20 protein-coding genes and 1 pseudogene are annotated in these 26,111 nt (G+C 72.2%); 9 read left to right on the top strand and 12 right to left on the bottom strand.

The genetic code is table 11. From position 1 onward, the window contains the following. Positions 1–12: 12 nt before the first annotated feature. Positions 13–1,437: an MFS transporter gene (locus ABD944_RS32260; protein WP_345183099.1), complete on the bottom strand. Its 1,425-nt coding sequence runs from the start codon at positions 1,435–1,437 to the stop codon at positions 13–15. Positions 1,438–1,557: 120 nt separating this feature from the next. On the opposite strand from ABD944_RS32260, the gene ABD944_RS32255 reads away from it, so the two are divergent. From ABD944_RS32255 to ABD944_RS32245, 3 genes are all read left to right on the top strand, one after another. Continuing rightward, positions 1,558–2,193 carry a TetR/AcrR family transcriptional regulator gene (locus ABD944_RS32255; RefSeq protein ID WP_345183097.1) on the top strand — a complete coding sequence of 212 codons (636 nt, stop codon included), beginning with the start codon at positions 1,558–1,560 and terminating at the stop codon, positions 2,191–2,193. 119 nt (positions 2,194–2,312) lie between these two features. Beyond that, positions 2,313–3,830: a TerD family protein gene (locus tag ABD944_RS32250; RefSeq protein ID WP_345183095.1), complete on the top strand. Its 1,518-nt coding sequence runs from the start codon at positions 2,313–2,315 to the stop codon at positions 3,828–3,830. Between the two features lie 96 nt (positions 3,831–3,926). Beyond that, positions 3,927–4,589 carry a nitroreductase family protein gene (locus ABD944_RS32245; RefSeq protein WP_345183092.1) on the top strand — a complete coding sequence of 221 codons (663 nt, stop codon included), beginning with the start codon at positions 3,927–3,929 and terminating at the stop codon, positions 4,587–4,589. 16 nt (positions 4,590–4,605) lie between these two features. Here ABD944_RS32245 and ABD944_RS32240 read toward each other — a convergent pair whose 3' ends face one another. Then, positions 4,606–5,238 (bottom strand): HhH-GDP family DNA glycosylase, encoded by a 633-nt coding sequence (locus tag ABD944_RS32240; protein WP_345183090.1) that lies wholly within the window; start codon positions 5,236–5,238, stop codon positions 4,606–4,608. An 81-nt stretch (positions 5,239–5,319) separates the two neighbouring features. After that, entirely contained in the window at positions 5,320–6,069 is a 750-nt protein-coding gene (locus ABD944_RS32235; RefSeq protein ID WP_345183215.1) for a ribonuclease HII, read from the bottom strand. Between the two features lie 257 nt (positions 6,070–6,326). On the opposite strand from ABD944_RS32235, the gene ABD944_RS32230 reads away from it, so the two are divergent. Genes ABD944_RS32230 through ABD944_RS32220 form a run of 3 tightly spaced genes read left to right on the top strand, consistent with a single transcriptional unit; the run spans position 6,327 to position 10,751 of the window. Further along, on the top strand, positions 6,327–8,888 hold the full coding sequence (locus ABD944_RS32230) for an AAA family ATPase (protein WP_345183088.1): 2,562 nt from the start codon (positions 6,327–6,329) through the stop codon (positions 8,886–8,888). Between the two features lie 54 nt (positions 8,889–8,942). Continuing rightward, positions 8,943–10,028, top strand: coding sequence for a winged helix DNA-binding domain-containing protein (locus tag ABD944_RS32225; RefSeq protein WP_345183086.1), 1,086 nt, complete (start codon positions 8,943–8,945; stop codon positions 10,026–10,028). A gap of 27 nt (positions 10,029–10,055) precedes the next feature. Continuing rightward, entirely contained in the window at positions 10,056–10,751 is a 696-nt protein-coding gene (locus tag ABD944_RS32220; protein WP_345183083.1) for a histidine phosphatase family protein, read from the top strand. 24 nt (positions 10,752–10,775) lie between these two features. Here the strand turns inward: ABD944_RS32220 and ABD944_RS32215 are convergent, their stop codons facing one another. The 9 genes from ABD944_RS32215 to ABD944_RS32175 all read right to left on the bottom strand — a co-directional run bounded on the left by ABD944_RS32215 (position 10,776) and on the right by ABD944_RS32175 (position 20,926). Then, complete coding sequence (locus tag ABD944_RS32215; protein ID WP_345183081.1) at positions 10,776–11,624, bottom strand: 5-oxoprolinase subunit C family protein; 849 nt, start codon at positions 11,622–11,624, stop codon at positions 10,776–10,778. Further along, complete coding sequence (gene pxpB, locus ABD944_RS32210) at positions 11,621–12,235, bottom strand: 5-oxoprolinase subunit PxpB (RefSeq protein WP_345183079.1); 615 nt, start codon at positions 12,233–12,235, stop codon at positions 11,621–11,623. Before pxpB ends, ABD944_RS32215 begins: the two co-directional genes overlap by 4 nt. After that, positions 12,232–12,984 carry a LamB/YcsF family protein gene (locus ABD944_RS32205; RefSeq protein ID WP_345183077.1) on the bottom strand — a complete coding sequence of 251 codons (753 nt, stop codon included), beginning with the start codon at positions 12,982–12,984 and terminating at the stop codon, positions 12,232–12,234. The genes pxpB and ABD944_RS32205 overlap by 4 nt, the downstream gene beginning before the upstream one ends. Positions 12,985–13,108: 124 nt before the next feature. Then, on the bottom strand, positions 13,109–13,477 hold the full coding sequence (locus tag ABD944_RS32200; RefSeq protein ID WP_345183074.1) for a hypothetical protein: 369 nt from the start codon (positions 13,475–13,477) through the stop codon (positions 13,109–13,111). Next, complete coding sequence (locus ABD944_RS32195) at positions 13,474–15,498, bottom strand: TY-Chap domain-containing protein (RefSeq protein WP_345183072.1); 2,025 nt, start codon at positions 15,496–15,498, stop codon at positions 13,474–13,476. The genes ABD944_RS32200 and ABD944_RS32195 overlap by 4 nt, the downstream gene beginning before the upstream one ends. 60 nt (positions 15,499–15,558) lie before the next feature. Continuing rightward, positions 15,559–17,232 carry an SseB family protein gene (locus tag ABD944_RS32190; protein WP_345183070.1) on the bottom strand — a complete coding sequence of 558 codons (1,674 nt, stop codon included), beginning with the start codon at positions 17,230–17,232 and terminating at the stop codon, positions 15,559–15,561. Positions 17,233–17,329: 97 nt separating this feature from the next. Then, positions 17,330–18,868, bottom strand: coding sequence for a hypothetical protein (locus ABD944_RS32185; protein WP_345183213.1), 1,539 nt, complete (start codon positions 18,866–18,868; stop codon positions 17,330–17,332). A gap of 587 nt (positions 18,869–19,455) precedes the next feature. Then, complete coding sequence (locus ABD944_RS32180; protein WP_345183068.1) at positions 19,456–20,235, bottom strand: cytochrome b/b6 domain-containing protein; 780 nt, start codon at positions 20,233–20,235, stop codon at positions 19,456–19,458. Further along, a complete protein-coding gene (locus ABD944_RS32175; protein WP_345183067.1) occupies positions 20,222–20,926 on the bottom strand; it encodes a molybdopterin-dependent oxidoreductase in 705 nt (234 codons plus the stop codon). Before ABD944_RS32175 ends, ABD944_RS32180 begins: the two co-directional genes overlap by 14 nt. Positions 20,927–21,043: 117 nt before the next feature. On the opposite strand from ABD944_RS32175, the gene ABD944_RS32170 reads away from it, so the two are divergent. From ABD944_RS32170 to ABD944_RS32160, 3 genes and pseudogenes are all read left to right on the top strand, one after another. Continuing rightward, the gene (locus ABD944_RS32170) at positions 21,044–21,625 is read left to right on the top strand and encodes an HhH-GPD-type base excision DNA repair protein (protein ID WP_345183065.1); all 582 of its coding nucleotides are present in this window, start codon (positions 21,044–21,046) and stop codon (positions 21,623–21,625) included. Between the two features lie 380 nt (positions 21,626–22,005). Next, positions 22,006–24,095: pseudogene (locus ABD944_RS32165) on the top strand (SpoIIE family protein phosphatase). A 253-nt stretch (positions 24,096–24,348) separates the two neighbouring features. After that, entirely contained in the window at positions 24,349–25,998 is a 1,650-nt protein-coding gene (locus tag ABD944_RS32160; protein WP_345183063.1) for an RNA polymerase sigma factor, read from the top strand. Positions 25,999–26,111: the final 113 nt, after the last annotated feature.

Below are 26,111 nucleotides of genomic sequence, written 5' to 3'. Positions count from 1 at the left end.
TTTCTGGTGCGGTCAGGCGGGTTGGGTGTGAGTGCAGGGGGAGGATTCTTGGACGGGGTGCCGCTGCTCGCGCCCGGCGGCTCGTTGGGGGTGGGCTATGAGGCGCCAGGCCCCCAGGGCCGCGGCGAGGTAGGCGGCTCCGACCAGTGAGAACGCGATGGCCGCGCTGGCCGTCCAGTCGGTGGACGTGCCCAGTACGGCGCCGATGACCGCTACGCCGATGAGCGTGCCTATCTGGCGTCCCGTGTTGAGGACGGAGCCCGCGACGCCGCCGTTGCCCGGGCCCGCGGCGTCGACCATGACCGCCGTCATGGCGGGGGAGACGATGCCGCCCGCGATGCCGGTCGTCGCCAGGGCCGCCGCGGTCGTCCAGTAGGGGCCCGACGGGGTGAGCGCGGTCAGGGCGAACGCCGCTGCGGCCGCCAGGACGAGGGAGGCGGTCAGCAGAAGGCCGGTCGCGATGCGGGCGGACAGGTGCGCGAACGCCAGATTGCTCAGCGGCAGGAAGACCGTCATCGGGAGGACCATCAGGCCCGCCCGGATCGGGCCGGCGCCCGTGCCGTGCTGGAAGTACAGGCCGACCAGGAAGAGCGTCCCGAAGAAGGCGGCGTTGAAGAGGAAGCCCACGGTGTTGGCGCCGGTGAAGCGCGGGTCGCGGAAAAGCGCCCACGGCATCACGGTGGCGGGGGCGCGGCGTTCCCGCAGCAGGAGGAGGGCGGTGGCGCCCGGCACCAGGGCGATCGCGGCGAGGACCGGGAGGGAGGTCCAGCCGCGGTGCGGTCCCTCGATCAGCACGAAGCTCAGGGCGCCGAGGCCGGCGGCCAGCGCGGCGTGGCCGGGGAGGGCGAGCGGGCCGGGACGGCCGGGGACGGGGGCGATGTGGCGGCGGGCCAGCGCCATGCCCGCGATCGCGAGCGGCAGGTTGAGCAGGAAGATGCTGCGCCAGCCGAGCGTGCCCACCAGGACGCCGCCGAGCGTCGGGCCGAGCGCGATCGAGGACGACACGATCGCCGACCAGAGGCCGAGCACGCGCGTGCGGCGCCGCGGGTCGGGGAAGGCCTCGACCAGCAGGGCGAGCGAGCTCGGCATGAACAGCGCGGCGCCCGCGCCCTGGACGAGCCGTGCCGCGATGAGGACCTCGATCGCGGGGGCGAGCGCGGCGGCCAGCGAGGCGGCGAGGAACACCGCCATGCCCGCCAGGTAGACGCGCCGGGCCCCGAGCCTGCCGGCGAGGCCGCCCGCCAGCATCAGCAGGGCCGCGAACGTCAGCACGTAGCCGTCGACGGCCCAGGTCAGGCGGCTCAGCGGAGCATGGAGGCGCTCCTGCACGGTCGCCCCCGCTATCTGCATGACCGTGGCGTCCACGCTCGCCATCACGAAGCCCGCGGCGAGCGCGGTGATCTTCATGGCGGGGGAGCCTCCGTGTCCGGATGCCATGACCAGTCCCTTCGTCAAGCGGACGGGTCGCGTCCGCTTCCGGAGAAGCTAGCGCAACCGGACGCGAGCTGTCCACTTAAATCGGACCGGAAGCGTCCGCTTGTGGCTAGAATCCGATTCATGAGCGGTACCAGGAGCGCGGTGGACCGGCTGCTGGACGACGGCACGGGCCGCCGCCCGCGGGCCGACGCCCGGCGCAACGTGGAGCGTCTCGTCGCGGCGGCGCGCGAGGCGACCGGCGAGATCGGCGGAGAGGTCACGGCCCACGAGATCGCGCGCCGCGCCGGGGTGGGCGTCGGGACGTTCTACCGGCGCGTCAGCACCCTGGAGACGCTGCTCGAGGCGGTCCTCGCCGAGGTGCTCGGTGAGATCGTCGCCAAGGGCGACGAGGGCCTCGCCGATCCCGACCCCTGGGAGGGCTTCTGCGACTTCGCGGCGTCCTACACCCGGCTTCGAAACGAACTGTGCGACATCAACTACGCGCTGGGCGGTGGCATCGACCACGCGCGCGCGGAACTGCGCGAGCGCATCCGCCTTCTGGTGGAGCGGGCGCAGGGCGCCGGCGCCATGCGCGCCGACATCACGTGGCAGGACGTCGCGTTCCTGCTGGTGTCCGTGTCCACCGGCGACCACACGGTGGGCCTGCAAGCGGGTGACCAGCAGTGGGACCGCAATCTGCGGATCGTCCTGGACGGTCTGCGCACGCCCGAGCCCGCGCCGCTGCCGGGGGCGCCGCCCACCGACTCGTCCGGGTGAGGCCGCGCGAGCGAAACGGAACTCCCCCGCGGCGCCGAGCGTCCTCCTCTCATGGCGAGTCGCGGGGCCGGGCGGCTGCCCGTAGGTTGGTGACAGTCGGTCGATGACGAGGAGCGTTCATGTCGATGCAGAAGGGCGCCAACACGGCGGTTCCGGTTCCTTCGGTGCGGGTCGAGCTTGGCTGGCAGGGCGGCCCCGGCGTGCCCGACGCGGACGCCTCTGCGCTCCTGCTGGCGGAGACCGGCCGGGTCCGGTCGGACGACGACTTCGTCTTCTACAACCAGCCCGTGCACGGGTCGGGCGCCGTCAGGCACGAGGGCAAGCAGCAGGGGCCGACCGTCCGTGACGTCCTGGCGGTCGACCTGAACAGGGTCGAGCCCGCCGTCGATAAGATCGTCATCGCCGCGTCCTCCGACGGAGGGACGTTCTCCAAGTTCCAGGGGCTCTACGTGCGCGTGCTGGACGCCGCGGGCGGGGCCGAGGTCGCCCGGTTCGAAAGCCCGGGCGCCACCACCGAGACCGCGTTCGTCCTCGGCGAGCTCTACCGCAGGCAGGGCGCGTGGAAGTTCCGTGCGATCGGCCAGGGATACGACTCCGGGCTCGCCGGGCTGGCCACCGACTTCGGCATCAGCGTCGACGACCCCGGCCAGGCGGCGCCTCCCGCGCCCCCGCAGCCGCAGGCTCCGCCGCCCGCCCCTCCGCAGCCGCAGCAGCCCGCGCCGCAGGAGCAGTACGCGCCTCCCGGCGGGCAGTACGTGCCGCCGCCGCCCGGCGGCCAGTACACGCCTCCGCCGCCGCCTGCCGGCGGGCAGTACGCGCCCCCGCCCGGGCAGTATCCGCCGCCGCCCGGTCAGTACGCGCCCCCGCCGCCGCCCGGCCAGTACCAGCCGCCCGGGGAGCAGTACGCCCCGCCCGCCGGCCAGTACCCGCCGCCTGGCCAGTACGCGCCGCCGCCCCCCGCCGGGGCCACGCCTCCCGCCGGGGCCACGCCGCCGCAACAGCAGGGCGGCAAGATCTCTCTGACGAAGAACGCGCCGTCGGTGTCGCTGACCAAGCACGGGGCGACGGGCGGCCACATGCGCGTCAACCTCAACTGGACGGCGCGCGAGGGCGCGGCCAAGGGGCTCCTCGGCAAGCGCCGCCGCGGCGTCGACCTCGACCTGGACCTGTGCTGCCTCTGGGAGCTGAAGGACGGCCGGAAGGGCATCATCCACGCCCTCGGCGACATGGGCGCGCTCGACCGCCCGCCCTACATCAAGCTCGACAAGGACGACCGCACCGGCGCGATCGAGACGGGGGAGAACCTCCATATCAACCTCGACCACACGGCGGAGTTCAAGCGGATCCTGGTGTTCGCCGAGATCTACGAAGGCGCCGACGACTTCCGGGGCATGGACGCGGTCGCCACGCTGTTCCCGGTGGGCGCGCCGCCGATCGAGATGCACATGAACGACTGCATGGACGCATCCCGTGACGCGGTTCTGGCGCTCATCGAGAACGTGAACGGGGAACTGGTCGTCCGCCGTGAGGGCCGGTACGTCCTGCCGCCGCCCGGCCGTCCGCGCTGGGGCAAGATGACGGTCGACCAGGCGTACGGCTGGAACCTGGAGTGGGTCGCCTCGCGCGGCAAGGACTGAGCACCCCACGACGCGCGGAGTGCCGGAACGGGCCCGGGAACGTTGGCTGATGCTGCCGATTGTCCCGGGCCCGGGGCCGACGGTAGGAACGGTCACATGAGCACCCAGCCGCAGTACCCCGTCGTGCCTGCGCCTCGTTTCGACGTCGCGCCCGAGCAGTCGGTCGAGCGCGTCCAGACGTTCGCCGACACGATGACGCTGCGCCGCACCGTCCGGGACTTCTCCGACCGTCCGGTGCCGCGCGCCGTCATCGAGCACGCGATCCGGGCCGCGGCGACGGCGCCCAGCGGGGCCAACCTGCAGCCGTGGCGTTTCGTGGTGGTGACCGACCCGGAGCGCAAGAGGCGCCTCCGGGACGCCGCCGAGCGGGAGGAGCGGGAGTTCTACGAGCAGCGCGCCTCTCAGGAGTGGCTGGACGCGCTGGCTCCGCTCGGCACCGACTGGCGCAAGCCGTTCCTTGAGGACGCCCCCGCGGTCATCATCGTCTTCGAAGTCCACAAAGGCCCTGAGACGCCGCGACCGTACTACGTAAAGGAGTCGGTCGGCATCGCCGTGGGGTTTCTCCTGGCCGGCCTCCACCAGGCGGGCCTGGCGACCCTCACGCACACGCCGAGCCCCATGCGCTTCCTGAACGAGGTGTGCGACCGTCCGCGGGAAGAACGCGCCTACGTCGTGATACCCGTCGGCTACCCGGCGGACGACGCGATGGTGCCCGACATCACCCGCAAGCACATGGACGAGGTCGTCGTCTGGACGTGACGCGTGCGCGCCTCGCCTACGCGGCCTTCAGGTGCTCGGCCAGCTTCTTGTCCCGGGCCACCCTGACAAGCGCCGCGGTGAGCCGGGCCAGGTCCTTCTCCGGCACCTGCGAGGCGAGCTTCTCGGCGTCGCTGGGCAGTCCCAGGCGTTCGGCGCCCTTCTTCACCTGGTCGTCGACGTAGGGGCGGAGCCACGGCCAGATGGCCTGCGCCTCGCGGCAGAAGATGTCCACTCCGGTGGGGCCGATGCCGGGGAACTCCCGCAGCAGTTCCGCGGCCTTCTCGGGGTCGCGTCCGGCTTCGATGGCGAGCCGCCGCAGATCGCCCTTGTACCTGTCCTCGACGATCTGCGCCACGTCGCCCAGGCGGGACGCGGTGCTCTCGTCGTAGCGGACATAGTGGCCCCTGCCGAGCGCGTCGACGCGCTCCTGCCAGGTGAGCCGGCCCATGCCGCGTGCCGTGCCGCCTCCCGCCTCGAACAGCTCGCGGGCGGCGGCGAGGGCGATGTCCGAGGAGATGCGGGCGCTCAGCAGGTTGGCCAGGACGAGCAGCTTGAACAGCGCGGCCGGCTGGTCCTTCAGGGTTATGCCGGCCTCCTCGGCGAACGTCCCGCCGGATTCCCGCAGCAGCTTCTTGACGACGGTGTCCATGGCATCCACCTCCCGTGTCTGCCGCTCTACCCGGGCCGTCGGGGATGACTCATGCACGCGCGCGAGAGGGCTCACAGGGGATCACAGCAGGCTGAGCTGTCCTTCGCCGGCGAGCGGATCGCGGTGCTTCTTCATGTGGCGCCAGCGTGGGAGGTCGTCCAGGTACGACCACGACAGCCTGTGGTGCGGCGTGGGCCCATGCTCCTCCAACGCCTTCTGATGGACGGGGGAGGGATACCCGGCACTGTCGGCGAACCCGTAGCCGGGGAACTCGCCGTCCAGATCCGCCATGAGACGGTCTCGATAGACCTTGGCCAGGACGGACGCGGCCGCTACGGTGACCGATCTCTGGTCGGCCTTGATTTCGCACCGGACGCGCCAAGGACGGCTGAGGAAATCGTGCTTGCCGTCGAGGATGACCACATCTGGCTGGACGGGCAGCGATTCCAACGCGCGGATGGCGGCGCGCCTCAGAGCGGCGGTCATGCCCAGCTCGTCGATCTCTTCTGGGCTGGACGCGCCAATGGCGTGCCCGGCCAGCCAGTCAGGGAGGATTTCTGCGAATGCCTCGCGATGCGCATGCGTGAGGAGCTTGGAATCGGTCAGCGCGACCGTCTTCTTCCCGCGCCCAGGCAGGACGGGTGGCGGGCTCGCGTCCGTCACTGCCGCGCACACCACGACGGGCCCCGCCCACGCGCCTCGTCCGACCTCGTCCACTCCCGCGATCACGACCGGGCGGCCGCTTCCGGACGGCGCTGCCCGCAGCTCCTCTTCGATCTCGTAACCTGCGGCGCGCGCCGCGCTCGGGGCTGCGGCGGGAGAGGGGACCAGCCCGGGCAGGGCGCCGGTGGGGTCGGTCAAGGGGTCTCCTTAGAGCGGGAACGGACTGCGCCACCGATCGTAGGGGCGCGCCGTCCCGCGCGCCCGGAAGCGGAAGCAGAGCAGAACATCGACTTCTGGACAGGACGAATGTCCTGCTCCCAGGCGCGGCGTGGGCTCTGCTTCGCACCAGGCAGGGGTCGATGTAAGTCAACGAACAGGGCGCGGGTAGTCCCGTTCCGGGCGGTCCTGCGCTTTACTCGCTCTTGATGGCTTTGTTCGGCAGGTCTCGCTCCCGCCCGGCGAAGAACGCCGCGGCGCGGGATCTTTTCGAGCGCCTGAGATGGCGCTACTTCCAGGTCGCTCCCGGGCTGAGGTTTCTGGGGGCGGTCCTGCTGATCGCGCTTGTGCTGGTGGCGACGGTCCTCCTGGACGGGCCGATCCTCGGCGCGGCAGCGTTCACGGTGATCCTGCTGGTCGTCGTCCATCTGACACTGCGCTCGCCAACGGGCATGGCCGTCGTCACGGTGATTCTGGCCTGGCTGGCGCTGTCGGTGCCTTTGGGCAGGCTCTACCCGGACGATGGGCACCCGCCCTATCTGAATCCGTCGCTGCTTCTCGCCCTGCTCGCCGTGCCCGTCGCATTCATCGCCTTCCGCCTGCGCGGATACGCGCCGTGGAGCACGACGCTTCTGGGGTTGGCCGCCGCGGGTGTGGCGACCGCGGCGTGCGCCCACCCGCTGCCGCAGGCCAGCGTTACGCCAGGGTGGCTCGCGGCACTGGCCGTTCTCGCCTACCGCTGGGACCGGGCGAGGCGAGCCGTTCCGGCGGAGGCTTACGAAACGGGCTGGGTGCAGGAGCAGGCGAGCCCGAAGGGGGACGCCATTGCAGGGCCGCGCAAGAACTCCTCTGGTCCGGAGAAGCGGGAGCGGACGGACAAGCCGAGCAGGCCCGACCGGCGCGGTTCCGGCGAGGACGGGGGCGCCGCCACCTCCGCGCAGGCGGCACACGACCAGCGCGCCGCGGCGCAGGCCGCCGACCCGGGCGCCGCCCCCGAGCGCAAGGCGCCGCCCGAGCGCCGGACGGAGTCGCCGGACATCTCCGTGGCGGACGCGCTCGCGGAGCTGGAGAGCATGATCGGGCTGGAGCCGGTCAAGCGGCAGGTCCGCTCCATCGCCGCGTCCATCGAGGCGGCGCACATGCGCGCCGCCGCCGGGGTCCCCACCGAGAAGCCCATGCGGCACTTCGTCTTCGTGGGGCCCTCCGGCACGGGCAAGACCACCGTCGCCCGCGTGCTCGCCAAGATCTTCTACGCGTTCGGGCTGCTGCCCGAACCCGCCCTGGTCGAGGCCCACCGCGCTGACCTCGTCGGTGAGTTCCTGGGTGCGACGGCCATCAAGACCAACCGGCTCGTCGACTCCGCTCTGGGCGGGGTCCTGTTCATCGACGAGGCGTACAGCCTGGTCAACTCCGCGGAGGGGCAACCCGACCGGTTCGGCGACGAGGCCGTCCAGACCTTGCTCAAGCGAGCTGAGGACGACCGCGACAACCTCGTCATCATCCTGGCGGGGTACGAGACACAGATGGCGGAGTTCCTCGACTCCAACCCTGGGCTGGCCTCCCGTTTCGGCACGCGCGTGCTCTTCCCGTCCTACCGCCCCTCGGAACTGCTGCAGATCGCCGACTTCCACACCGCCCTGCGCGAGGACAGGCTCGACCCGGAGGCCCGCCGGAGGCTCGCCGCCCGATTCGAGGAGGTCGAACGGCGCGGCATCATCGACGACCTGGGCAACGGCCGGTTCGTCAGGTCGCTGGCCGAGGCGGCGGCGCGCGCGCGGGACGTGCGCGTGGTCGAAGCCGTCTCGTCGTCGGGCGCACCGGCCAGGCCCACCGCCGACGACCTGGTCACCGTGCGCGCCGAGGACGTGGAGACCGCCTTCGCCGAGGTCACCGAGCGGTTCCGCGGCTACGCCGAGACCCCGACCCTGGACGAGGCGCTCGGGTCCCTCGACGCGATGATCGGGCTGGAGCCGGTGAAGCGGCAGGTCCGTGAGATCGCCGCCCAGTTGCAGGTGGCCCGGATGCGGCAGGAGCAGGGCCTGGTCACGCGCCCGCCGACCCGCCACTTCGTGTTCACGGGGCCGCCGGGCACGGGCAAGACCACCGTCGCGCGTGTTCTCGGCAGCATCTTCGCCGCGTCGGGGCTCCTCGCCCGCCCGGAGGTGGTCGAGGCACAGCGCGCCGACCTCGTCGGCGAGCACCTCGGCGCGACGGCGTTGAAGACGAACAAGATCATCGACTCCGCCCTCGGAGGCGTCCTGTTCGTCGACGAGGCGTACGCGCTGAGCAACTCCGGCTACTCGGGCGGCGACGCGTTCGGGGCGGAGGCGGTGCAGACGCTGCTCAAGCGGGCCGAGGACGACCGCGACCGCCTCGTCGTCATCCTGGCCGGATACGACGCCGACATGACCCGGTTCCTGGCCTCCAACCCTGGGCTCGCCTCCCGGTTCGACGTGCGCGTGGACTTCCCCTCCTACGGGCCCGACGAACTGCTCCGCATCGCCCAGCTCATGGCCGAGCAGGGCGGCGACCAGTGGGAGGAGCGCGCCCTGGACGATCTGGCCCTCGTGTTCCAGCGCGCATGCGGAACGGGCCGGATCGACGAACTGGGCAACGGACGCTTCGCCCGCTCCATGTACGAGAAGGCGTGCGCGTGCCGGGCGCTTCGGGCGGCACGGCTCGGGTCCGCGGCGACCGCCGCCGACCTCACGCTCCTCACCACCGACGACGTCCGGGACGCCTTCGCCGAGCTGTCCCACCGCCTCGCCTGACCCACCGCCGGGGGCGCCTCGTGGAATGTCGGTGAGCCGCGATGTAATCGGCGCATGGCCTCGGTGACGTGGAAGCAGATCCTCGCCTGGCGGATGCGGCGGCAGTTCGTCGAGCAGCCGGAGCACGTGCCCGCCCCGGAGATCGCCCGGCGGCTGGCGGGCGTGCAGGCGCAGGTGGCGTCCGCCGCCGAGTTCGCCGTCGCGGTGCGCCGGCGGACGCCCGTCTCCGGCGAGGTGACACGGGCCCTGCTTGACGATCGGACGCTCGTCAAGACGTGGGCCGCGCGCGGCACCCTGCATCTCCTGCCCGCCGACGAGGCCGCCGCCCATCTCATGCTGTGCTCGTCCATCCGCAACTGGGAGAAGGGGACCTGGCAGCGGACCTTCGGCGCCACGCCGGCCGACCTTGAGGCGATCGCCGCTGCCGCCGCCGACGCGTTGTCGGACGGGGCGGCGCTCACGCGCGAGGAGCTCACCCGGGCCGTCGTGGACGAGACGGGCTCACGGCATCTGGCCGAGGTGCTCGGGTCCGGCTGGGGCACGCTGCTCAAGCCGCTGGCCTGGTGGGGCGTGCTCTGTTACGGGCCGCCCCAGGGCACCAAGGTCACTTTCACCTCTCCGGCGCGATGGCTTCCGGGCTGGACGGGTCTGCCCTCCATGGAGGAGGCCGCCCGTACCGTGATCCGCGCCTATCTGGGCGCCCACGGGCCCGCGACCCCCGAGATGTTCGACAACTGGCTGATGCGCAAGCAGAGCCGGAAGAAGGACGTCAGGGCGTGGTTCGCCGCCGCCGAGGATGGGTTGTCCTCTGTCGAGGTCGAAGGCGTCTCCATGTACGTCCTTGACGAGCACAGGGACGAACTCCTCGACACCGCGCCCACCACGTCCGTCCGGCTGCTCGGTGGGTTCGACCAGTACATCCTTGGCGCCGGGACAGGTTCGCCCTACCTGGTGCCGCCCGAGCACAAGAGCCAGGTGAGCCGAGCGGCGGGATGGATTTCTCCGGTCGTCCTGCACGAGGGCCGTGTCGCCGGCGTCTGGGAAGCCGCCGGAGGCGACGTGACCGTGACCCCGTTCGAGGACATCCCGGCTGGGCCGTTGAAGGAGGAACTGAACCGGCTGGCCCCGTTGCTGGGCTGACGAGCGTCTCCGTCTAGGGTGCGCAGAGTGGACCAGCGGGATGAGCCGACCGAGTATCGGCAGACGCCGTACAAGGCGCCGGACGGCGCCACCGAAGTCCTTCTCATCAGGCACGGCGCGTCCGCGCCGGCGCGCCCCGACAGGCCGTTCCCGCTCGTGGACGGCCACGGCGACCCCGAACTCGCGCCCGAGGGGCGGGAGCAGGCGGAGCGGGTCGGTGAGCGGCTCGCCGGCGAGCGCCTCGACGCCATCTACGTGACGCCCCTGCGCCGGACGTCCCAGACGGCGGCGCCGCTGGCCCGCCGCCTCGGGCTGGAGCCCCGGGTCGAGCGGAACCTGCGCGAGGTGCACCTCGGCGAGTGGGAGGGCGGTCTCTTCCGGAAGATGGTCGCCGAGAACGATCCGGTGGCGCAGCGGATGTTCGCCGAGGAACGCTGGGACGTCATCCCTGGGGCGGAGAGGAACGAGGCGTTCGCCGCGCGCATTGAGGAGGGGCTCGTCCGTCTAGCGGCGGCCCACGCGGGTGGACGGATCGCCGTGTTCACCCACGGCGGGGTCATCGCCCAGGCCCTCGCGGCCGCCACCGGCGCCAGGCCGTTCGCGTTCCTCGGCGCGGACAACGGCTCGATCTCACGGCTCGTCAGGATCGGCGCCCTGTCGTCGCTGCGCGGCTTCAACGACGTCTCGCACCTGGACTGGTCCGTCCCCGCACCGCTGACCTAGACACCGGGCGACACGGAGGCGGGGCTAGAGCCGGAAGCGAAGCCTCTGCCCCGGGCGCAGTTGCGCGGCGTCGGCCACGGCGGCCGAAGCGAGCACCGCGACCACCGGGTAGCCGCCGGTGGTCGGATGGTCGGCCAGGAAGATGATGGGCAGCCCGCTGGGCGGCACCTGGAGCGAACCGATGACCATGCCCTCGCTGCCGAGTTCGCCGTCGCGCGCCCGTTCGAGGGGCGGCCCGTTCAGGCGGACCCCCACGCGGTTGCTGTCCGGCGACACCTCGTAGAGGGCGGACGTGAGCGTGGCCAATGCGTCTTGGGCGAACCAGTCGTCACGCGGACCGGGCAGGATCCGCAGGATCGGGGTCTCCGGCATGACCACTGTGGGCACGACATCCACATTGATGTGCCGTAGACCCCCCGCAGAGCCGACCGGCAGGCGGTCACCTGGCGCGAGCGGCGCCGGCCCAAGGCCGGACAGTAGGTCGGTCGAACGGCTGCCCAGCACTTCGTCTACGGCGATGCCGCCTCGCACGGCGACGTAGCTACGGAGCCCGGACGTGGGTGCGCCGAGTTCGACGACGGCGCCTCCCCCCACGAAGCAGGGCGCGTTCATCCCGTGAGGGCGGCCGTCGATGCGCAGCGTCACCGGAGCGCCGGTCACCGCGATCCAGGCGCGGCGGTGGAAGCGCAGGGCGGCGCCGCCGAAGGTGAACTCCACGCCCGCCGCGCCCTCCGGGTTGCCCACGAGACGGTTGGCCAGCCTGAACGCGCGCTGGTCGGCGGCTCCGGACCGGGGGACGCCGAGATGCGCGCGACCGGGCCTGCCGAGATCCTGGACGGTCGCCAGCGGGCCGGGCCGCACGACCTCGATCAAGGACGCTCCTCGGGGACGAACCGCACCCGCGTCCCCGGCCGGAGCAGGGACGGCGGATCGCGCGACACGTCCCACAGCGGCAGGCGGCTGTGGCCGAGCAGCCGCCAGCCGCCCGGCGACCGGGAGGGGTACACCGCCGCGTACGGACCTGCCATCGCGACCGAACCGGCCGGGACGGCCTTCCTCGGTGAGGCGCGGCGCGGCACGTGCAGCGCCGGATCCAGCCCCGACAGGTAGCCGAAGCCCGGGGAGAAGCCCAGATAGGCGACCGTGTACGAGGCGGCGGAGTGCCGCCGCACGACCTCCTCGCGCGACAGCCCGGTGAGGGAGGCGACCTCGTCGAGGTCCTCACCGTCGTAGACGACGGGTATCTCCAGTGGCTCGGCGTCGCTCACCACGTCGTCGGCCAGGCGCAGCCGCGGGAGGCGCGCGGCCAGACCGTTCAGGTCGGCGGAGCGGTCCGCCACCACCAGGACGGTCCGTTCGCCTGGGACGACGTCCACGACACCGGGCAGCGGGACGTTCCTGAGGGCGGCGTCCATCCGGTGGGCGGTCGCCAGGTCTCCGGTCTCCACGAGCAAGGCGGTGTCGCCGACCCGCCTCACCTTCACGCGAACGATTCCAGGATGACGCCCGCCGCGGACAGCGCGGACCGGACGGACCTGGCGAGGACGACCGCGCCGGGGGTGTCGCCGTGCACGCATATGGAACGGGCCTTCAACGCGACCTCGGTGCCGTCCACCGCGACGACGGTGCCGTCCACGGCCATCCGCACAGCGCGCCGCACGACCGTGTCGGGGTCGTGGACGACCGCCCCGGGCTCGCGTCGGGACACGAGTGCGCCGGACGGCGTGTAGGCGCGGTCGGCGAAGCACTCGGCGACGACGGTGAGGCCGTCGGCGACGTCATGCACCGCGGAGCCCGGAAGGGTGAGCAGGGGGAGTGACGGATCGTAGGCCCGCACCGCGTCGGCCACGGCGCGCGCCTGGACGGGGTCACGCGCGACCCTGTTGTAGAGGGCGCCGTGCGGTTTCACGTACGCCACGCGCCCGCCTTCCGCGCGCGCGATGCCGTCGAGCGCCGAGAGCTGGTACAGGATCTCGGCGGTCAGTTCCGGGGCGGCCACGTCCATCTCCCGGCGGCCGAAGCCGGCGAGGTCCCAGTAGGAGACCTGGGCGCCGATCGTCACCCCGCGCTCGACGGCCGCCGCGCACACCCGGCGCATGATCAGCGGATCGCCCGCGTGGAACCCGCACGCCACGTTCGCGCTCGTGATGACGTCGAGCAGTGCCGAGTCGTCGCCCAGCCTCCAGACCCCGAACCCCTCGCCGAGGTCGGCGTTGACGTCGATGACCGTCATGCCCCACAACCCGTCATGCCCCACAACCCGTCATGCCCCACAACCCGTCATGCCCCACTACCCGTCATGCTCTGCAACCTCATGCCCCGCGACCCGTCAGAGCCGCTGCCGCCGATTCCCGTGCTCAGACGGTCTCCTCGCGGAGATCCTCGATCTCGTGCCGGGACGCCCACGCCTGGTACACGCCCCGGTCGAACGGCTCCAGGCCGAGCCGCTCCGCCACCGGGACCTTGCCGCCGCTGTACTCCACGCGCAGCCAGCCCTCGTGCTCGCCGAGGACCACGAACGGCTCGCCGCGCCACGTGCAGTGGGTGGTCACGTACTGGAGGCGGTCGACGTCCGCCAAGGGCACCACCTGGACGTACCGGTCAGGGGAGACCTGCCTGAACCCCTCCGCGTCTCGTGTGGCGTAGATGCGCACCCGGTCGCCGTCAGGGCTCGCCTCGTACTCGGCGCCCCGCCAGCCCGCGTAGTAGCCGTGCCGGATGCTCACCCCTGGCCTCCCGGCAGTTTCACGAGCCACCTGCGCAGGTCGGCGTCGTAGCTCGCCACGAGGGAGACCCTGCCCTGCGCGTCGAGCCGATGCATCTCGGCCTTGTGGGGCAGGCGCTGGCTCTCGACCTTGAACTCGGGGATCGCGGGCCCGTCGCCCGGCGCGTACCCCGACCCGGGGAACGGCGCCTTCTCGATGACCCATCCGCCCGCGATGATGCCCATGCTCCACTCGTCGATTCCGCCCAGCGGACGCCGGAACAGGTCGGGCTTCACGGCCGGCCAGCGGATCACGAAGATCTGCTCATCGGCGGGCGCGAACGGCGACCCTTCGTACACCAGCCCCAGAGCCCGGATCAGCGCGGCGGGGGTTTTCAGCTCCTGAACGTCCTGGAAGCGGTGCACGTAACCGGCGACCAGGTCGTAACCGCCTTCCAGATAGTGCTGCACATGCTCAGGCCGCACGACCTTCTGCATCATCACGACCTGGGACGCGTCAGCGGGCCCCTGCGTCTGAGGCCCCATGCCCCGGGCGCCTGACGGGGCCCGGGCCCCGCGTTCGACGATGCTGGGTGCTCTCTCTACGCGGGTCTGCGCGCTTCCAGGGGAGGGCGTCCCGGCCGCGGCCGGGACGCTCTGCTTCCGGGTATCCGTGCTGGGGGGCCTTGGGTCTGTGCGCGGGTGCGGGGCTTCGGCCCGTGCCCGCTCGCGCTGGCCGTAAAGCGGCGCGACAGGAAGACCCTGCGGATCGGCAGGCGTCTCCCGGGCCGTCGATGGTTCCTTCGCGACCGGTCTTTCCCTGGCGACAGGCGTCTCCCTGGTCGGCGGGGCCTGCCCGGCGGCGGGGACCTCGGGCCGCGGCGGGGCGGGCGCGGCCGGGGGCGGGACGGGCGGAGCGGGCGGACGCTGGACGGGCGCGCGGACCCCGGGCGCGGGCGGACCGTCCGGTGGCGCTGTGCTCGCCTGTGCGGGCGCCGGCGGCGCGGGGGGTGCGTCGGTCCGGGGCCGCGCCGGTTCGGGGCGCTGAGGCGGCCTGGAGGCCCGGCGGCCGCCCGGCCGGGCACCGCGCCCCTCGGCGCGGGACGCCGAGGGGCGCGAGGAGCGGCGCGACGACTGACCGGCCACGTGGACGTCGGTCGGCACCGGCGGCGTGGGCGTCCGGGGCTCCTCGGGTTCGAGGAGCGCGTTGGCGTCCAGGTAGCACGCGCTCGGCAGGCCGGGGTTCACCGCGAGCTGCCACTCCGGGTGCGGCCAGCGCCGCGACAGCTCCGCCAGCGAGGCCTGCCGGTGGTGGACCGCCTGCCCCTGCAGAGAGCGGTCCATGGCCTCGGGCGAAGTGAAGGCGAGCACGAACGTGCCGTCGCCGAAACGCGCCGTGGCGAACTGGTGCTCGCCGCCCTCCGGATCGCCGGGCGCGGGCAGGTACAGCGTGGCGCGCGCGAGCAGCTCCAGGTAGCCGTGCTGGTCACCGCGTTCGCGGGCCTCGGCCAGCGCCGCCTCCAGGGCCGACCCGGACGGGCGTGCCGGACGCGCCGCGGCCTGGGCGGGACGCTCGTCCTCGGGGACGGCGAGCGCGATGCCGAGACCGGGCAGGGCCAGGGGCCCGCCGCCGGACCCGGCCTTGCTCGCCTGGTAGACGAGTTCGAGCGGGGACTCGATGCCGTAGACGTCGCGGAACGCGCCCGTCATCTGCCCGGCGAGCAGGGCGCACGCTTCCAGCAGCTCCGAGGAGGCGCGCCCGCCGCGGCCGCCGCGCTCGCGGAAGGTGAACCGGTCCCACCAGTTCTTGCGGTCCTCCTCGTCTGGCGGCTCCCAGCCGAGCGCCCTCAGCCGCCGCTCCTGACGCGACGCGAGGGGGCGGGGCAGGAACGCGCTGCCGACGGCCTCCGCGTCGAGCGTCCCCTCGGAGCGCATCGCCTGCACGTAGGGCAGACCGCTCGGACCTTGCAGGATGAGGAACGAGGTGACCGGCAGCCGTGAAAGCTCCAGTGTCAGCCGTCTGGCGAAGTCGTTCCAGTCCACTGGGGATCCACTTTCACGTGCGGGGCGGGATTCCGTACTCGACGGTAGCCGAAGGGCGCGTCACTCGCTCCAGGGAGACGGGACCGCGTCGGCCCGCACGGGTGTCCAGACGCCGCCGATGGCGTCGTAGACCGCGACCGGTTCCTGCCCGCCCTCGCCCGCCGAGCGCCACAGGCGCGTGCCGTGCGGCGGCCGCATCGGGACGCCGGCGGGACGCGGCGCATGAGCGGGCGCCTGCCGTGCCCGCCGCGCCGCCCGGGTCGCCGGGGCTGGCGGGACCGAAGGGGCTGGCGGGACCGACGGGGTTGGCGGGGCCGGCGGGTCTTCGGCAGGGCCGTTGCTCGCCAGCGGGTCCTTGACCGGCGGGGTCTCGGCCGGAGGGGTCTTGACCGGCGGAATGTCGGCCGGCGGGTCGTCGGTCGGTGCGCCGAGAGGCGCCGCAGCGGCCGGCTCCGGTGCCCTCGGCGGTGCGCCGCCCGCTTCCAGGGCCGCCCGCAGATCGGCCGCCGAGTACGGGTCGACCGCCGTGTGAGCGTCGTCGTGGGGGACGTCCGCCGCCCCGCCCGGAGCCGCCCCGCCCGGAGCGGGCGCTCCAGGGGCCGAACCGTTGACCGGAGGAGTCGAGCCGCCGGCGACGGGGTTCGGCCCAGAGAGCGCGTTGGGGTCGACAGTTCCGTAAGGGTTGGGCTCGTTCGACAGAGGGTCGTACTGGAGGGGATCGGGCGCTCCGACTCTGCCGCCCTGCAACCGCCCGATGACCGACGAGTCCAGGAGCACTTCGCTGGGCAGGCCCCAGTTGATGGCCAGCCGCCACGCGGGATCGGGCCAGCCAGCGGCCAGCCGGGCGAACGAGGTGCGCCGGTACAGGCCGGGATGCCGGTCGCCGGTGCGCGCGAGTGCCCCGGGCGAGGTGAAGACCGTGACGTAGGTGCCGCTGCCGATGGTGATGGTGGGGAACTCGGCGCGGTCGGGGTCCTCCACGGCGGAGGCGGTCGCCGGCAGGACCAGGTCGGCGTTCTCCAGGAGCTTGAAGTAGGCGGTGTTGTCGCCGTTCGCCTTGGCTTCGGCGAGACGTGGTTCGAGCAGTTCCGCGTCCATACCAGGCAGCGCTTGATCCGGCAGCGGCAGCCGCGTCCCCGCCGGAGGGGCGCCCGCCGGAAGAGGATCGGCGCCCGACAGCGGATCGGCGCCCGACAGCGGATCGGCGCCGGACAGGGGGTCGACACCAGGGCGGGCTCCGCCGGACGATGCGCGGCGCTTGCTCACCCGCGACGGGTCGGCCACCTCGATCCCGAAGTCGAGCAGCTCGATGAGGCCCGACCCGTGCCGGTGGAACGACTCGTACACGAGGTCGGACGGGCGCCGGACGCCCTGGACGTCCCGCAGCGCCGTGACCATCACGTCGGCCAGGCGCGAGAAGTCGGCCTCGGTCACGCTCAGCATCCCGCCGGGCATGCCCGCCTCGGGCAGTTCGGTCCACCAGTTGCGCGGCGCGGGGTCGGCGGGCGGGCGCCAGCCCACCTCGCTCATGACCTCCTCGTCGGCCAGGGTGAGCAGGAGGGGGCCTTCGAGGAAGTTGTTGCTGACGGCCTCGGCGTAGAGCCGGTCGGGCTCGCGCATGGCCTGGACGTAGTGACGGCTCTCGTCGCGTTCGCGCACGATCAGGATCGTGTCCCGTTCGAGACCTGCCAGCTCACGTCCCAGCCGCCGGGCGAACTCGGACCACTCCAACAAGATCACTCCCTACGACCAGGGGCCGGTGCCGACCCCCGCGAGACCGCGCCCGGGACCCGATGATTGTCGCCGGGAGCGCGACGCGCAAACCGGGAGTTCAGTCGGGCGGCGGTTCGTGACGAAGCACACGCAGGGCCTCCCGGAGGGCCTCAGGGTCGCCCCCGCAGCGGTCCAGAACGCCGATGAGCCTGTGCAGGATCTCGTGGCGTTCGTAGCCGACGTCCAGCAGCGACTGCGCGGTGTCCCACAGGTGGGGCGGCTCGCCGTCCCACAGCATCGCCGCGAGCCGCATGTGCGCGTCGAGGTGCTCCTCGTCGCCGCCGGGGTGCTCGAACTCCAGCAGGGCGCGGCGGTCGCCCGGGTCGGCCGGGTCGAGCTCCGACAGGTCGAGGATGTCGTCGCGCCCCGCCCGCCGGTGCGTGCCAGAAAGGAACGGCAGGGCGAACGCGCGGCGGGGGAGGGCCTCCAGGTCGCCGTCGGGCAGCAGCCGGTCGACCAGGCCCCGGTCGAGGCCGAAGGCGGCCGGATCGCGGTAGGCCGCGGAGAACTTCGCGGTGGCGTCCCAGAGGGCGTCCAGGGTCGCCCTGATCCCCTCTTCCGGCAGCCCCGTCCGCCGTCCGGCCCAGCGGATCCACGCGGCCAGGACGTGGGGGACGGCCTCCTGCTCCGACGGGGAGAGCAGGACCTTGCGCGGCAGCCAGTCGAGCAGGAACATCTCGCACTTGATCGGGCTGACCCGCAGGGGCCGTCCGAAGTCGTGCGCGCAGCCGTAGTCGATGATCCGGTCCACGCACCGGATCGCCGCGGAGATGTCCGACAGCTCTCCCGCCTCGTCCGAGGCGAGGAACCGCGTCGCGATCGTGGCGCGCCGGTCGCGGCCGTACACCGGGGGCTGGGGCAGGCGTCCGCCCGGCGGAAGGATGTCCACGCGCGCGCGGACGAACGCGTGGTAGGAGCCGAAGTTCTCGTTCACCGGCGGGTCGTCTGTCTCGTCGGTGAGATCCAGGGCGCTCTGCAGCAATGCCTTGGTGTCGCGCGGGTCGAGCTCCTCGAACCGCATCAGCGGGTTCTCGCGGCCTTCGCGGCGGCAGTGGTCGAGAAGCCGGTCCACCCGGGAGGAGACCCAGGCGTCCCGGACCATCCCGCTCGCCGGCGGGCGCCCCGCAGGCGCGGCCGGCGCGAACGGGCCGACGCGCGGCTGGACGACCCCGGCCCTGTTGCGGTCGACCAGGATGACAAGGGCGTGCCTTTCGGAGCCCCCGTAGGTGTAGGTGCAGATGATGGAGTCTTGGTCGCCGTAGACGTCCCTGGACGCGAAGCACGCCTCGGGCTCGACCATGCCGACGCGGTCGGCCCAGCCGGGCCTGGCGACGCCGTCGCTCATCAGTTGCAGCGCCGCGCGCTCGGCCTTGGCCGCCTGGCGAGGGGTGCCCATGTAGGCGATGCCGGTGAGCAGCGCCAGCGCCGCCGGCGTGGCGGCGGCCGCGGCGTAGCCGACCAGGGCCTCGCCGATGACCTCCTCCACGTCGCCGTCCGGGACGCGCTGCCCCCACCAGGAGCCGAGGATCTCGCTGACGATGAGCTCCGCGTCCAGGGGACTGCGCACCGCCAGCAGTTCGCGGGCGTGCTGGAGCATGCCGTCGAAAATCGCCGAGACCTCGTCCGGGGGTTTCGGGCCGTCCCGGGCCGGGTCCCCGGAGGAGCGGCTGCGGCTGCGGGGACTCACCCCTCTAGCCTCTCAGATCCGGCGCGTACGGTGTCCCGGACACCGGCGAAGGCCGGAATGGGCCGCCACCGAACCCACGCCGCCTCGACCGGCCGCTCAGCGGTCTGTTCAGCCGGAAACGTCGCCGGTGGGTGAGTGCCTAGAGGGCGGCTGCGATTTCAGGATCCCGGTGAGCTGCTCCCGGGCCATCCGCTCGACTCTGTCCGGAGTGGTCTCCAGACCCAGATGGGCCATGCAGGCCTGGACGTCGGCCACACACCGGTGCACCGCGTCTGAGGGGAAGGACGCGAACTCGTCGCAAAGCCGCTGTGCGAGAGCATCACGTGTCTCGTTCCGGTGATCGGCCAGTGCAGGCATCAGCGCACACCTCCGCGCACGGGGTACCGGCGGGCGGGGACGCCGCCGGTGAGACGGAGTTCCCTCGGACGGCCCATGCCTGGGAGCTTCAGCGAGAACCCTGCCTCGATGTCACATTCCAGGCCCCGACGCGGAGAGAGTCAAGACGTTCTGGGGGGTCGTTTCGCAAATTCTGGACCCCGTTCACCGGGCGTTCCCCGAGGACCGGCCGGTGCCTCGCCTGTCTCCGCGCCGGCCCCGTCCACCTGCGGGTTCGCTTCGGCGGCGGTCGGCCGTCCAGCCGCGTCCGGGGACCTGCGCGCGGCGTCGGCCCAGCTCGCGTGATGCCGTGCGGCCCAGCCGGGGTCCACCCGCCCGGTCAGCATCCCTGTCAGCGCCTCGCGATCCCTCAGCGCCTCCCACAGGTGCCCGGCGGTCACCGCGAGGACGGCGAGGAAGAGCCAGTCGTGGACGAAGGTGGAGCCCGTGCGCCACCGGTCTTCCCACGGGCCGGGGAAGGTCATGATCTCGCCGGTGCCGAGCATGACGAGGATCGCGCCCGCCGTGAACGCCGCGTTCAGCTTCTGGCCCGCGTTGAACTTGCCTACTGGCAGGACCCCGCGCCCGTCCCGGACGGCCCTGCGGTCGCCGCGCCTTAGCCACTCCCAGTCCGCGGGCACGAACCTGTTCAGCCTGCGAAGGTCGGTCCTGAACGCCCGGGACAGCAGACCGAGCACGATCGGCACGGGCAGGGCGAACCCGCACCAGACATGGACGGTCTTGACCATCTCCCTGCGGCCCACCAGCGTCGAGAGCGGCGGTAGGTAGAGCACGGCGGCGGTCAGCAGGCAGACCAGCATCAGCAATGCGGTGACATGGTGGATCGAACGCTCGGCCCGGGTGAAGCGCACGAGCCGTCCCGGCGGCTCAGGTCGGTGCATCGCTGCGTCCGTTCGACCGTCCCACCCAGGCGTCCACGTCGTAACCGAGTTCCTCCCAGTAGCCGGGCTTCACCCGGTCGGTCAGTTCGATGCCGCCCAGCCATTTCAGCGACTTGTAGCCGTACATGGGCGCGACGTACAGCCGCGTGGGACCGCCGTGATCGTGGGTGACGGGCTTGCCGTCCATCTGGGTCGCGACCAGGACGTCCCGCCGTCGCGCCTGTTCTAGCGTCAGCGACTCGGTGTAGACGCCGTCGAACGACGTGAACCGCACGGCGCGGGCTCGGGCGGATACTCCGACCGCGTCCAGCAGGTCGGGCAGCGCCACGCCGACCCACCGCACATCCGGCACCCGCCAGCCCGTGACGCACTGGAAGTCCCTGTCGAGCGCTGTCTGCGGAAAATGCGCTAGATCGGCCATCCCAAATGATTGCGGCTTGTCCACAAGACCGGAAACGGTCACCCGGTGCGTAGCGGCGCTGTGCCGCTTCACACCGGGCGTGACCGAGTAGTAGCGAAACCCGCCGGCAGCAGGCAGGACGTCCCCGATCGGCCCGACCGGCGCCAGGGTCCGGCTCACCTTGTCCTGGACGGACGCGCCCACGGCGGCCCCCGCCACGCCGAGGCCGAGCATCCCCAGGACGACCCTCCGCCCCACCGGGCTGCCTTCCAGTCGTTCGTCCTCGCTCACCGCTCCATTCGAGCACCCCGGCCTGCGGCTCGCCAGGGGGCGGAGGACCTCGTAAGACTTCTGACAGATCCCGGCGTCGCCTCCGACCGGCTCCGGGCGCCGCCCTAAGCTGACCCCATGGCCACGAAGGTTCACCTCGCGCAGCGTCCAGAGGCCGACGAACTGCTCGGACGCAGTCCGCTGGCCGCTCTTGTGGGCATGCTGCTCGACCAGCAGATCCCGATGGAATGGGCGTTCTCCGGCCCCTACACCATCGCGCAGCGGCTCGGTTCGGACGATCTGGACGCCTACGAGATCGCCGCCTACGACCCGGAGCGGTTCGCGGCGCTCCTGGCGGAGAAGCCGGCCGTCCACCGGTATCCCGGCTCGATGGCCAAGCGCGTCCAGCAGCTGTGCCAGTACCTCGTGGACCACTACGAGGGTGACGCCGAGAAGGTGTGGACAGGCGTCGACAGCGGCAAGGAGCTCTACAAGCGGCTGAACGGCCTCCCGGGCTTCGGCAAGCAGAAGGCGCAGATCTTCCTGGCCCTGCTGGGCAAGCAGTACGGAGTACGGCCGGAGGGCTGGCGCGAGGCCGCCGGCGACTACGGCGAGGAGGGCTCGCACCGGTCCGTCGCCGACATCACCGGACCCGACTCCCTCGCCAGGGTGCGGGCCTTCAAGCAGGAGATGAAGGCCGCCGCCAAGGCGGCCGGGTGAGGTCGCGAGCAGGACGGAACTCGCCGAACGGGGCGAGTTGACACCCCGTGACGCATGTACGCCGTAACATCTCCTACTTGCCGTCCATGCCGGGCCGCCGCGCGCGCCCTCCACGACGGTGTCCGAAACCGACGAGTTCGTCCGGGGCCGAAGGGGCAAGGATGTTCATCAGGGCTTCCGTACGCGGCGAACCATCGGGATGATGAAGACCTGACTCCGACCGGTGTTGTGATGGAGGCGGGAGCGTTAACCTGCTCCCATTCACTCATAGTGATGAATAATTGCCGCGCGGTACGGGACCCTCTGGGGCGGAGGTGTTGTCGTTGAGCACCGAGACGTCCGTTCCGCATCCCCGCGTCTCAGGGGTGGAGGGGCAGCCCATGGATGCGTCCGACGCCGCGCTGTACGCGACCTTGCTGCGGGAAGCGCCCGAAGGGCTGGCGTTCTTCGATCGCGATCTGCGTTGCCGCCGGGCCAACGACGCGCTCGCGGAGCTGCTGGACGTGCGCGTCCGCGATCTCCAGCAGCGCCGGCCGTCGGAGGTGCTGCCCGAGGCGCTGGCGGCGGCGTTCGAGACGGCGCTCCGCAAGGTGATCGCCGACGACCGCCCGGTGACCGACCTCGAACTCGTCGTCCCGGTCCGGGATGCCGATGCGCCCGGCGATGCGACCGGCGATGCGCCCGGCGTGGCCACCGCCGTCGAGGAGCGCATCCTGGCGTGCACGTGGCTGCCCGCCAAGGGCGGCGGCGACGAGCGGCCGGGCGTCGTCCTGACCGCTCTGGACGTGACCGAGCGGCGCAGGGCCGAGGAGGTCATCCGCCGCAAGGAGCAGCGCTACCGCTCGCTCGTGGAGGCCAGCGCCCAGGTGGTGTGGGTCGCCGCGCCGGCCGGCGGGGCGATCGACGACGCGCCCGAGTGGCGCGCCATCACCGGCCAGACGCCGGACGACTACGCGGTCGGCGGCTGGCTGTCGGTCGTGCATCCCGAGGACCGGCCCGCATCGAGGCGCACTGGCGCGACTGCGTGGCAGAGAACCGGGTCTTCGAGACCAACTACCGCATCCGCACCAAGAGCGGCACCTACCGGCACTTCGACGTCAGGGCCGTGCCCATCTGGCGCGGCGACGCGGTGATCGAGTGGGTCGGCGCCAACACCGACGTCACCGGGCAGCGCGAGGCCGAGGAGATGCGCGGCCGGCTGACCGAGCAGCTCTCGGCGGCGGCGCTGCGCACCGCGCGCCTCCAGCAGGCCACGTCCATGCTCGCCGAGGCCCTGACCGTCTCCCAGGTGGTCCAGGTCATCACCGAGGTCGGGCGGTCCGCCATCGGCGCCGACTACTCCGCGGTGGCGCTGCTGGACGACGACAAGCTGCGGCTCAGCATCGTGGCACCGTCCCAGCCGGGGACGGAGAGCGAGACGCCGTCGCCGTCCCGCGACGGGATCAAGGTCAGCGACCAGACCGTGATGTCGGTGGCGGTGCGCGAGAGCCGGCCGTTCCTGGCCGAGCACCCCGACAGCCTGCGCCTGCAACTGGGCCACGGCGAGCGCGACCTGTTCGCCCAGCACACGGAGGAGCGCGCCTGGGTGGGCCTGCCGCTGCTCGCGGCCGGCGCCCCGATCGGCGCGCTCCGCTTCTCCTTCACCCGGCCCAGGGAGATCACCGAGGAGGAGCGGGTCTTCCTGGAGGCGCTCGCGGGCCAGTGCGCGCTGGCCGTGGAGCGGGCCCTGCTGTTCGAGCGCGAGCACAAGACCGCCGAGGAGCTCCAGCGGAGCCTGCTGCCCAGCGACCTGCCGCAGCTGCCGGGCATGGCGCTCGCCGCCCGCTACAACCCCGCGACGCGCCACGTGCAGGTGGGCGGCGACTGGTACGACGTCTTCCGCCTCGCCGACAACCGGCTCGCCGTGGCCGTCGGCGACGTGATGGGCAAGGGCGTCCTCGCCGCGGCCGGAATGGGCCGCGTGCGCAACGCCCTGCGCGCCCTCGCGCTGAACGACCCGCGCCCCGCCGCGGTCCTGGCCGGCCTCGACCGGCTGTTCAGCGCCACGGAGGACGAGGAGCAGTTCACCACCGTCGTCTACGCGGTCATCGATCCTGAGACCGGGCAGGGAGAGCTCAGCAACGCGGGCCACCCTCCGGCCCTGCTGATCTCGCCCGACACGCCCGCGCGTGTGAGCAAGCGCGAACCCGGAACCCCCCTCGGCTGGCCGAGCCAGCGGCAGCAGACAAGTTTTTCCATCAGGACCGGCAACACTGTGGTCTTCTATTCCGATGGACTTGTGGAGAACCGTAGGCGTGGGGTGGACGCCGGGCTTGAGGAGCTCGTCGCCGTCGCGGCGGACGCCCCACCTGAAGTGGTAGGAGATCCCGAGAGACTCGTCGACTTCCTGGTCGATCGGATGCTTGCCGGATATGAGCAGGTAGACGATGTGACCGTGCTTGCGCTGCACGTCCCGCCCAAGTCCGAGTGAACCCCGCCGAAGACGGCGCCGAGACGGTCCGCGACGTTCGAAGGACCGCCCCGCGCCCTCTAAGGTGGAGTGTTACCGGGTAGGACTCCAAGGCGGAATGCGCAGCAGTGCCAGAATGCTTGACCCAGAGAGAGCGGGTACGCTGCGGTCCCGCACCGGGAGGTCCGCTCCGTGTGTGGTCCCACCCAGTGTGAGGCCGAGCCCGTCAGGGCACTTGGGTCAACCAAGCCACACGTTCGTTCGAGAGGTATTTGTGTCGCCTGCTAGCTCGACCTCGAAAGCGTCAGATCTGCACGATCACGTCATCGCGCAACTGATCGAGCGTGGACGGTCCCAGGGTTACCTCGAAGCCGACGACGTACGACGTACGTTCGAGGAGGCCGACATCCCCGTGTCGAAGGCCTCCAGCATTCTGCGGAGCCTCAGCAAGGAGGGTGTGACCGTCATGGTGAGCGCTGCCGACTCCGCGGCGCCCAAGCGTCCGCGCAAGCGCGCGACGCCGCCGGCACGCAGGCCCAAGACCGCCGCCGCCGCCAAGGAGCAGCCCGACACGGTGACCGCCGTCGTCGGCGACGACGCGCCGGAGGAGGCCGCCGCCGCGCCGCGCCCGGCGGCTCCCAAGCCCGCGCCGCCGAAGAAGGCCGCGCCGCCCAAGGGCGCCAAGGCGAAGAAGGCCGGACCGGCGAAGAAGGGCGCGCAGCCGGTCAAGGCCGCCCCGTCCGACAGGGCCGACAAGGGTGAGGACCCCGAGGTCGACGACGAGGTCGACGTCGACCTCGACGAGGACCTGACCGACCTCGAGGCCGAGCTCGTGGACGACACGGCCGAGGCCGAGGAGCCCGAGGCCGAGGCCGAGGAGGAGCCCGCCGCCGCGCCCGTCGCGAAGGCCGCTCCGGGCGCCAAGGGCGACACCCCGACCTCCGAGGAGGAGGGGTTCACCCTCGGCGACGACGACGAGGACGCGCCCGCCCAGCAGATCGCGGCCGCCGGCGCCACCGCCGACCCGGTCAAGGACTACCTCAAGCAGATCGGCAAGGTGCCGCTGCTGAACGCCGAGCAGGAGGTCGAGCTCGCCAAGCGGATCGAGGCCGGCCTGTTCGCCGAGGAGCGCCTCGCCGTCACCGGCCCCTCGATGTCCGAAGAGGACCTCGAGGACTTCGAGTGGATCGCCGAGGACGGCCGCCGCGCCAAGAACCACCTGCTGGAGGCCAACCTCCGCCTGGTGGTCTCGCTGGCCAAGCGCTACACCGGCCGCGGCATGCTGTTCCTCGACCTGATCCAGGAGGGCAACCTCGGCCTGATCCGCGCGGTCGAGAAGTTCGACTACACCAAGGGCTACAAGTTCTCCACGTACGCCACCTGGTGGATCCGGCAGGCCATCACCCGCGCCATGGCCGACCAGGCCCGCACCATCCGCATCCCGGTGCACATGGTCGAGGTCATCAACAAGCTGGCGCGCGTGCAGCGGCAGATGCTCCAGGACCTGGGCCGCGAGCCCACCCCGGAGGAGCTGGCCAAGGAGCTCGACATGACCCCGGAGAAGGTCGTCGAGGTCCAGAAGTACGGCCGCGAGCCCATCTCGCTGCACACGCCGCTCGGTGAGGACGGCGACAGCGAGTTCGGCGACCTCATCGAGGACTCCGAGGCCATCGTCCCGGCCGACGCGGTCAGCTTCACGCTGCTGCAGGAGCAGCTCCACTCCGTTCTCGACACGCTCAGCGAGCGCGAGGCGGGCGTGGTGTCGATGAGGTTCGGCCTCACCGACGGGCAGCCGAAGACGCTGGACGAGATCGGCAAGGTGTACGGGGTGACCCGGGAGCGCATCCGGCAGATCGAGTCCAAGACCATGTCGAAGCTGCGGCACCCGTCCCGCTCGCAGGTCCTGCGCGACTACCTGGACTGACCGGCCGCACCGCGGACCGACCGACGGCAGGGCCCCGGCGATCGCGCCGGGGCCCTGCCGCCCCGCGCTCTGCCCCCCCCCCCGCGCTCTGCCCCCCCGCGCTCTGCCCCCCC

The organism is Actinomadura verrucosospora (genome assembly GCF_039540335.1).
GTDB lineage: Bacteria > Actinomycetota > Actinomycetes > Streptosporangiales > Streptosporangiaceae > Spirillospora > Spirillospora verrucosospora.
This window is presented reverse-complemented; position numbering and strand designations above follow the sequence as displayed.